Genomic DNA, 3,198 nt, shown 5'->3' with positions numbered 1-3,198 from the left:
GCCGCCACCTGGCGCGGCGACCTCAACCCCGCCGACTCCCCGGCCCAGGCCCTCGCCTGGCGCCTGAACACCATCACCGAAGACCGCCCCGCCCCGGCCCACCTCAACGCCCCCACCCCCGCCGACATCACCCGCTACGCCGTCCTGCTCGCGGCGCACACCGGCCTGCCCGCCCACCGCTTCGACCCCGAGGCCGCGACCACCGAACCCGCCGCCCTGCGCATCGCACCCGCCGCCGCCCAGGCCGCCGACGCGCACCCGCACGTCTCCACCGACACCCTCAACCGCTACGCCACCGCCGCCGCAACCGCGCTCAACGCGGCCACCGACAAGGTCACCACCCACCCGCAGTGGCCCCACTTCGCCGGAGCCCTGGCCGCCGCCGAACGCACCGGCCGCGACACCACCACCCTGGTCACCACCGCCTCCACCCACACCACCGGCACGAGCGACCCGGTCACCGCCCTGACCCGCGCCGCCCGCACCACCCTGGCCGCAGACGGCATCCCCAGGCACCACCAGCAGGCCCCCGAAGCCCTCCGCCACCAGGCCCTCGCCGCCACCGTCCTCGGCAACGAGCACGCCACCCGCGCCCTGGGCGAGACCACCTGGCCCGCCCTCACCGCCGCCCTGCGCCGCGCCGAGACCGCCGGCCACGAACCCGCCACCCTGCTGCGCCAGGTCGCCGAGAGCCGCCCGCTCACCGGCGCCGACAGCCTCAGCCAGGTCCTGGCCTGGCGCATCGGCCGTTCCCTTGCCGCGCAGGCCCCCGCGACCGCCGACCAGCAGAGCGACCGCGCCGAAGCGGAGCTGTGGCGCACCCTCGCCTGGACCCTCAAGGCCATCGAGAACACCGGCACCACCGCGGAGACCGCCCTCTCCGAGGTGACCAGCCGCACCGCGCTGCCCGAACTGCTCCAGCACGCCCAGCAGCAGGCCCTCGCCCACACCCGCGCCGCCTCCGGCTGCGCCGACCTCCCGGCCTGGATCAGCCCGGTGCCGCGCTCCACCACTGCCAACCCCGTCCACCACGAGTACCTCACCGAGAGCGCTGTCCTCATCGCCAACCGGCTCTCGGTGCTCGCCGACCGCACCGCGGAGAACCGACCGGAGTGGAGCCGCACCCTCGGCGAAGCCCCGACCAACCCCACCCAGCGCACCCAGTGGCAGCAGCAACTCGCCCTCGTCGCCGCCTACCGCGACCAGTACAAGGTCACCGACGACAAGGCCGCCCAGCCCGCCGGCCCCTACATCGAGGAAGGCCGCACCGGCCACCACGCCTACTGGACGGCCGCCGAAGCGGCCATCGCCGCCCGGCGCATCGCCACCGCCCCGACCACCTCGGCGCCGGCCACTGCGGACAGCGACCAGCAGGCCCTCCGCCGACTCGCCGCCGACGTCTACCGCACTCTGCCCGAGGCCGACCAGGCCGAGATCCTGCGTACCGTCGCGGCCCGGACCGGCGCGTCCTGGCTCGCCGGTCGCCCGCGTTTGGACGACGCCGCCCTGGCCCAGCAGCACGTCGCCGAGTCCGTCAGCACGGTGCTCGCCGAACGCCGCCAGCTCACCGCCGAGGCCACCCGGCCCGAGCAGCAGCAAGCGGAGGAGCGCCGCCAGCCGACCCTCGCCGAACGCCGCCGAGCCGGCCGCCAAGCCGAACGCCAAGCCCACCGCGACCAGCTCCAGCAGCGCGGCGGACAGCCCGCCACCCGCACCACCCGGCTCACGCCGAACCGCCGCGTCGAGCCCGCCGACCAGCGCCAGGCCCAGGCTCCGGCCCAGCGCTCGGCCGAGCAGCGGCAGCCGCTCCAACCGCGCCCGCAGCAAGTTCAGCAGGATCAGCAGGGACCCCGCCTTCGCTAAACCCTGAGTTGCCTTGCTGTCGAAGTGGTTCTCGCCACCTCACGTATGGGCAGCTGTTCATTCGCCGGGGTTATCCACATGCGGTGGATAACCCGCCTGGCCGGGGCGGCGTCGGTAGTGGGCGACGTCGCTGTGGAAGCTGACGATGAGGTCTCCCGAAGCGGTGATTGCGACGCCACCCGGTGAGTTGATCGGGATGGTTGCGGCAGCCTTTTGGGTGGCCAGGTCCCATACCCGCACCGTGTTGTCCCAGGCAGCGGTGACGGCGACGGTGCGGCCGTCGAGTTCGGTGCACGCCACCGCGTGCACGCTCTCGGTGTGGTCGGTGAGGGGTTGGCCGACGGGTTGGCCGGTGGCCAGGTCCCACACCCGCACCGTGCTATCCGCGCTGGTGGTGACGGCGACGGTGCGGCCGTCGAGCACTGTGCACGCCACCGCGGTTACGGTGTTGGTGTGGCCGGTGAGGGGTTCGCCGACGGGTTGGCCGGTGGCCAGGTCCCACATCCGCACCGTCTGGTCCGCGCTGGTGGTGACGGCGATGGGGCGGCCGTCGAGCACTGTGCACGCCACCGCTTCCACATTGCTGGTGTGGCCGGTGAGGGGTTCGCCGAGGGGCTGGCGGGTGGCCAGGTTCCACACCCGCACTTTGTTGTCCCAGCTGGTGGTGACGGCGATGGTGCGGCCGTCGAGTTCGGTGCACGCCACCGCGAGCACGGCGCCGGTGTGGTCGGTGAGGGGTTGGCCGACGGGTTGGCCGGTGGCCAGGTCCCACACCCGCACATCGTCATCCCAGCCAGCGGTGATGGCGACGGTGCGGCCGTCGAGTTCGGTGCACGCCACCGCGTGCACATTGCTGGTGTGGCCGGTGAGGGGTTCGCCGAGGGGCTGGCCTGTGGCCAGGTTCCATACCCGTACCGTCCGGTCCGCGCTGGTGGTGACAGCGGCGGTACGGCCGTCGAGTTCGGTGCACGCTACCGCTTCCACATTGCTGGTGTGGCCGGTGAGGGGTTCGCCGAGGGGCTGGCGGGTGGCCAGGTCCCATACCCGCACCGTGCTATCCGCACTGGTGGTGACGGCGACGGTGCGGCCGTCGAGTTCGGTGCACGCCACCGCGTACACCTCGTCGATGTGGCCGGTGAGGGGTTCGCCGAGCGGTTGGCGGGTGGCCAGGTCCCACACCCGCACCGTCCGGTCCCCACCGGTGGTGACGGCGACGGTGCGGCCGTCGAGCACTGTGCACGCCACCGCGTGTACCCCGTCGATGTGGCAGGTGAGGGGTTCGCCGAGGGGTTGGCGGGTGGCCAGGTCCCACACCTGCACTGTGTCGTCCCAGCT

Annotated in this window: 1 protein-coding gene and 1 pseudogene; one reads left to right on the top strand and one right to left on the bottom strand. The window is 73.4% G+C overall.

The annotated features are described in order from the left end of the window. Window positions 1–1,863: pseudogene (locus ACIP4P_RS25110) on the top strand (hypothetical protein); the annotation flags it as partial. Between the two features lie 57 nt (window positions 1,864–1,920). On the opposite strand, the gene ACIP4P_RS25105 reads toward ACIP4P_RS25110, so the two are convergent. Beyond that, a partial coding sequence (locus ACIP4P_RS25105) for a WD40 repeat domain-containing protein (protein WP_400921933.1) occupies window positions 1,921–3,198 on the bottom strand: 1,278 nt, incomplete at its 5' end.

The organism is Kitasatospora sp. NPDC089509 (genome assembly GCF_044749365.1).
GTDB lineage: Bacteria > Actinomycetota > Actinomycetes > Streptomycetales > Streptomycetaceae > Kitasatospora.
This window is presented reverse-complemented; position numbering and strand designations above follow the sequence as displayed.